The following is a 6,165-nucleotide window of genomic DNA, read 5'->3' on the forward strand; positions in this document are numbered from 1 at the left end:
CTAGTTCCCTTCATTCGATAATATTTTCTTCGTCACAACCGCTATTATTATCATTATGAAACTAATAGCTAATATAGGCACATATATTTTCATACTGAATTCTTCAAACATAAAACCATAAACGACTTGCCCAATCGGTGCCATACATTGAGCTACCGCTGTTATAATTGCCATTACTTTTCCGAGGTTTTCATTTGGTGTTTTCTTTTGGACTACAGTAATTACATAAATAGAGACAATTGTCATAATCATTGCGATTAGAATAGAAGAAAATATAAAGAGGATAAATGATGGATAGTATCCTAAATTAAGAATAACTGGTGCAACTGATAGTGCCATTGGTAGTACTAGTAAACCTATTAAAAGCATCCAGTAATACAATGTTTTCATCTGTAGCTTTTTCGCAAAAAAACCTATTGATAATGCACCTAAAATAGTAGCAAAATCGATTAATCCCATTCCAATTCCGTATAACGTGTCGCTACTTTCCATTGTTACTCGTATAATAATTGGAGCACCAACAACAAATAGCGGTGTCAGTATTAAATTTAGTAATGCAGCTAAAAGCATAGATTTCAAAATAAATGGTTGTTTTAAAACATATACAAGTCCTTCTTTCATATCTTTTACAATTGTCGGTATGATATGGCTTTCTTGCGCTCTTTTTATAAAAGGTATTGTAATAAACATTTCTAAAATTGCAGATAAAAAGAAAGCAAGACAACTTATTATTACGAGCATTTTCAAACCAATTATGCCGTACAATATTCCTCCTAATACAGGAGCAACTATATTAGATAATGCTTGCACACCATTTACGATACCGTTCGCTTGTTCTAATTTTTTCTCGTGAACTAATTGCGGAATACTCGCCATTATAACTGGTGCGTATATTGCACTAACGACGGCTAACAAAAACATAACTGTTCCGATTAAAACAATAGATACAGAACCGGTAAACAACAAAACTATAAAACTTAATACAATCGCAGTGTTTATAAAGTCAAAGATGACCATTAAATTACGGCGATTGAAACGATCTGCAATAGCTCCGCCAAGAGGGGCTAGTAAAAATGGAATACTCGTTACCGCATATAATCCTGCGAATATATCAGCACGCCCTGTTATATCTAGCACATATAATGACAGAGCAAAACGTAAAAGTGTTGAACCTAAAATAGTAATAATTTGCCCACTCACCATTAAGTGAAAATTTTTCATAGAAGATTTTATACTTGCTGGCATCCTCATCACACCTTTCATTCAAATTTAGACCGACTGTCGGTCTATAATGCCCAAACAGAAAAAAGCTATTTCTGTTTCATTAAAACCTCCATCATATAATCAAAGGATCCTTCTTTCGCTCCAACAGATACTTCCATCATTTTAATATAAGCCTTCGCTCTTCTCATCATTTCTTCTGGTTTCCACTGGAATAACCCATCATCAAATATGACTTGCGCTGAGGATAGTAATAGTTCAATCGTTTCTCGTGGGTATGAAGTTGAAAAAATCCCTTCTTTAATTCCTTGCTCTAAAACTTCCGCTAATACAGGAGATAAATGAATAATGGATTGTACTAAACTTTTTTGATGCATTTCTGCATTATTTGGTTGATGAAATTGCTCAATCATTTTATCTTTTACATCCCCTGATTTTGGCGATTGCTCCATTAAAACTCGAAATAACTTTTCTAAAACTGTGATATTTGGATTAGAGACGATCACTTTCGCTTTAGCAACATCATCTTTAATGATCCTCATAATGATCTCATCCATTACTTCTTCTTTCGACTTAAAGTAATGATAAAACGTCCCCTTTGCTATCCCTATCCCTTTTAAAATGTCATTTACTGTTGTTTTCGTATAACCTTTCGTAACGAATAAACGTTCAGCAGTTTCTAAAATTTCCTTTCGTCTCTCCTCATACTCCTTTACAATTCGCATTCACGTTCTCCTTCCCGCCAGACCGACTGTCGGTCTATTTAAATTATATGTTTAGTTAGTAAAAAGTTTCCTAATTATTGTACATATACAACACCATACTTTTTATTTCCTTTATGTATTTTAAAAATTATTTTAATACGGTAAATGAAATTTAAAAGATTGTTTCAATGCAATTACTCTTCTACTTATATCGGTTGCTTTGAGTAAAAATAAAAAAGAGCCGCAATGCTTGGCGACTCTTTCATAATAACTATTTAACGGCCACGTCTTTCCTGACCTTGTTTTGTACTACTTTTCTTATTACTTGGCTTATTAAATGATCGGTTGTTTTCATTTCTCGAACTATTTCTTGAATCACTTCTTGAGCTATTTCTCGAATCACGTCTTGAATCACTTCTTGAACCTTCACGACTATCTCTTTGACGATATTGACCTGATTTCTTTGGAGCCGGCTTTGGTACCGGTTTTCCATTTTCATCAACACGTTTTATCTTCGGTTGTTCGATTATTTCTCTTTTCAGTGGTGCACCAAGCGTTTTTTCAATTTCTTCTAAATGTTTTTCATCTTTCGCTGCAACGAATGTAATTGCAAGACCTGATCCACCTGCACGTCCTGTTCGGCCAATGCGATGAATATAACTTTCTACATCTTCAGGGATATCAAAGTTAAATACGTGCGTTACACCATCTACATCAAGTCCACGAGCTGCTACATCAGTCGCAATTAAGTACTGAATTTTAGCTTCGCGAAAACTCTTCATGACTCTTTCACGTTTCGCTTGAGGTATATCACCATGAAGTTCAGCACAATTATAACCAAGTCCTTTTAAATTATCATAAAGCTTACTTGCTCTAACCTTTGTACGACAGAAAATAACCGCTAAAAATGGCTGATCACGATCCATAACAAAACGAAGTGCATCTGGTTTTGCACGATCTGTCGTCTCAATAACACGCTGTTCAATTGTCTCTACCGTTACTTCTTCACTTTGTACTTGAATCATTTGCGGCTCATCCATATAACGTTTCGCCAATTTTTTAATATCTTTTGGCATCGTTGCTGAGAATAACATCGTTTGTTTACTACCAGGTGTCTCATCTAAAATATCTTCAATATCATATAAGAAACCGAAATAAAGCATTTGATCAGCTTCATCTAGTACAATCGTTGAAAGATTACTTAAATCAATTGTTTCACGTCGTATATGATCTAATAATCGTCCTGGTGTCGCTACAACAATATGTGTATTACCTTTTAACTTTCTCAATTGTTGCGCTACATCTTGTCCACCATAAATCGCTAATACATTAATGTCTTCTCTTTGAACAAGCATTTTTTTAATTTCAGCTGTAATTTGCAGTGCTAGTTCCCTTGTTGGCGCAACAATTAAAGCCTGAACATCACTACACTCTGGATCGATTTTTTCTAAAATCGGTAACACGAATGCTAACGTTTTACCCGTTCCTGTTTTCGCTTGCCCAATAATATCTTTACCTGACATAATAACAGGAATTGCTTTCTCCTGAATCGGTGTTGCTTCTGTAATTCCATTTTCACGTAATGTATGATTAAAAGTTTCACTAATTCCTAATTCTAAAAAGTTTTTCAAATAGACCACTTCTTTTCCTTATTTTTCACATTAGCTTTCATTGTACCATTTGTTTCGCCAAATATGAAAAATAAAAAAATTCTTATCTTCTTTTTTTATATTCATTGTGTACTAGGTGGGTAAATTCTTTTTGTTTTTTCTCGGAATTTATTAGTGCTTCCATGTTAGTAGAAGACAAAATGAACTTCTTAATTTTGTGATATGACGTTTTAATTTCATGTCATTTCGAGGATAATATAAAATTGTATCGATTGTATGTAGCTTTGAAATAAAGTTTAACCAAAAACACCTTACAATCCCAAGTTTTACGATAAATAAAATAGAATCCATTTTGAAATAAGATTGATCATTTTCTGCCTATAATCTACTACAAACGCGCTCAATTGGAATATAATTCCAGTATAACTTTACAGTAGTTCAATTTCACAATACCCCGTAACTCAAAAAAGCCAAACACCATTCAACTATATCAATGATCTTGGCTCATTTTATTCTCTTATTTGTTGTAGGTTAAGGAGATGTCAGCAATCACTGGGAAATGATCGCTTGGAAATTGTCCATTCTTCTGATAATTAACAATTTCAATTTCATTAGTTATAAGGTTTCCTTTACCGAGAATCCAGTCAATACGGTTGCCAGGTCCTTTACCAGTAGGATCAACAAAACCATTAAATGTTCCTAATTCTTCATTGATTCTTGTCTCAGCTGTTTCCCATAAATCTTCGAATGCTCCGTCACTTGTTAAAATTTGGTGTGGAAGACTATCTGGTCCAGCATTGAAGTCGCCTGTTAATATAACCGGTAACCCTGGATCAAATTCTTTTGTTACTTCAAGAATTAATTCTGCACTTTTTTCTCTTGCATTTGCGGATTGGTGATCAAAGTGTGTATTGACGAAATAGAACTGTTGGTTGCTTTTTTTATCAAGAAACTTAGCCCAAGTAACCATTCTTGGAATATTGTTTCCCCATGTTTTCGAACCAATTACTTCTGGTGTATCGGATAACCAAAAATGATCATACTCAAGTACGGTGTAATCTTTTTCTTTATAAAAAATAGCAGAGTATTCTCCACGATTTCCACCTTCACGCCCTAAACCAATCCAATTATACTTAGGTAATGTATTTTCTAAATCTTGTAGTTGTGTATATAACACTTCTTGCGTCCCAATGATATCAGGATTCTCCATATCAATCAGTCTTTTAATGGTAGGAACCCTTTCATCCCAAGTGTGTGGTGATGGATCATTGTTATTTTTGTATCTTAGATTAAAAGTCATCGCTTTTACATCTACTACCGTCGACTGGTCTTTGTTTTCTGCAGCAAACCCAGTTAAAGCTCCCGGTAACAAACCACTTAGGAAAACTAGTAAACCGGCTACCACTAAAAATAAGGATTTTAAAACTTTCTTCATTCTAATTCCTCCTCGTTATTTAATTATGTATTACAGTTAAAGCATACCTTTTCTATGTTAAGGCAATATTAATATTAGTTTTAATATTGTAAATATAAAGAATTGAACATAATGACATCAGTAAATTGAAAGAATAAAGAAGGAGCAAAGTAAATGTATTTGGCATTCCCCTATAAAAATACATGTAAAATTTAATTAAAATCATAATATTTACAATAGTGTAAATAAAATGAATTATTTAAGTCTATTTGAGCACAGGGTAGTTCTCTCGTAAAAAGTAAGGTGTGAAATGGAGTCCTTGAAACCCTTGGGAGAGTAAGGAAGAATGAAGATACGGTAGAAATGAAAACACCTCGTTTAGAGGATTAAAAACCAGCAAAATATATCAATATACAGAAAAAAGAAGTTGATCATCTACATACAATTGGCAATCAGCTTCTATTTATTGTGAAATAGACTTTTTCAGTTGTATTTTTGAAATAAAGGTTGTATTTTAATCAAACTTTTTTCAAAACGGTTAAACTTTATTTCAAATCCACAATGTTAGCTATCTTTTCATTTTCTTCTTCATGAAAAATATAGCGATTAGAAACCCCCCTCAAATTAGATTGAGGGGGGTTTCTATTTATTGTTATAGCTATACATATTGTATCAATAAAAATAAGCATTAATAAGCTATAGCACTATGTTTCTACTATGGCTTATTTTCACTGGTCCAATACCTTCATGAATTCCCTTTTCTACTTGCTGCTGCAATTAAAAAATAAAATTGTAGAAACCGCCTTTGACTTAAGCATAAATAACTGGGTAAAGGATTTAAGTCTTTTTGATCAGTTGAGGATAGAAACCATAGATGCAGCTATAGATCCAAAAAATAAGCAATCACTTAATTTATAAAGAAAGTTAGGAATTAAGGAGAATGCAAAAAATATGGTAGTTAGAACGTAACCAATCAGGAAAAGAAAGTTCAAAATAAAGGATCGGCTTTATAAACTTAGGGAAAAGGAAAGGGATTTTTGAAAAAATATATTAGATTAATAACACAAAAAAACCTAAATACGGTTTGTAAATCTTTTCACCAGAATCTTTTCCGTACTCTTTATTGATTCACTGCTTTTGCTACAAGGGCAGCATATGCTTCTGCACCTGCTTTTGTTAAATGTACGCCATCAGGTTCAAAGTATGCCTGATTTCC

At 33.3% G+C, this 6,165-nt stretch carries 4 protein-coding genes; all 4 read right to left on the reverse strand.

The window, feature by feature from the left end:
• Entirely contained in the window at positions 1-1,263 is a 1,263-nt protein-coding gene (locus ACQKNI_RS04515) for an MFS transporter (RefSeq protein WP_427282219.1), read from the reverse strand.
• Between the two features lie 47 nt (positions 1,264-1,310).
• The gene (locus ACQKNI_RS04520; RefSeq protein ID WP_427282220.1) at positions 1,311-1,946 is read right to left on the reverse strand and encodes a TetR/AcrR family transcriptional regulator; all 636 of its coding nucleotides are present in this window, start codon (positions 1,944-1,946) and stop codon (positions 1,311-1,313) included.
• Between the two features lie 254 nt (positions 1,947-2,200).
• Positions 2,201-3,565, reverse strand: a complete 1,365-nt coding sequence (locus tag ACQKNI_RS04525) for a DEAD/DEAH box helicase (RefSeq protein WP_098840799.1) — start codon at positions 3,563-3,565, stop codon at positions 2,201-2,203.
• Between the two features lie 487 nt (positions 3,566-4,052).
• Positions 4,053-4,970 carry an endonuclease/exonuclease/phosphatase family protein gene (locus ACQKNI_RS04530; RefSeq protein ID WP_098252109.1) on the reverse strand — a complete coding sequence of 306 codons (918 nt, stop codon included), beginning with the start codon at positions 4,968-4,970 and terminating at the stop codon, positions 4,053-4,055.
• Between the last annotated feature and the right edge of the window lie 1,195 nt (positions 4,971-6,165).

Origin of the sequence: Bacillus sp. NPDC094064, assembly GCF_050279585.1 — a bacterium.
GTDB lineage: Bacteria > Bacillota > Bacilli > Bacillales > Bacillaceae_G > Bacillus_A.

Coding starts and splice junctions, on each gene's coding strand:
- ACQKNI_RS04520 (WP_427282220.1), bottom strand. CDS start 1,946: ATGCGAATTGTAAAGGAGTATGAGGAGAGACGAAAGGAAATTTTAGAA.
- ACQKNI_RS04530 (WP_098252109.1), bottom strand. CDS start 4,970: ATGAAGAAAGTTTTAAAATCCTTATTTTTAGTGGTAGCCGGTTTACTA.
- ACQKNI_RS04515 (WP_427282219.1), bottom strand. CDS start 1,263: ATGAAAGGTGTGATGAGGATGCCAGCAAGTATAAAATCTTCTATGAAA.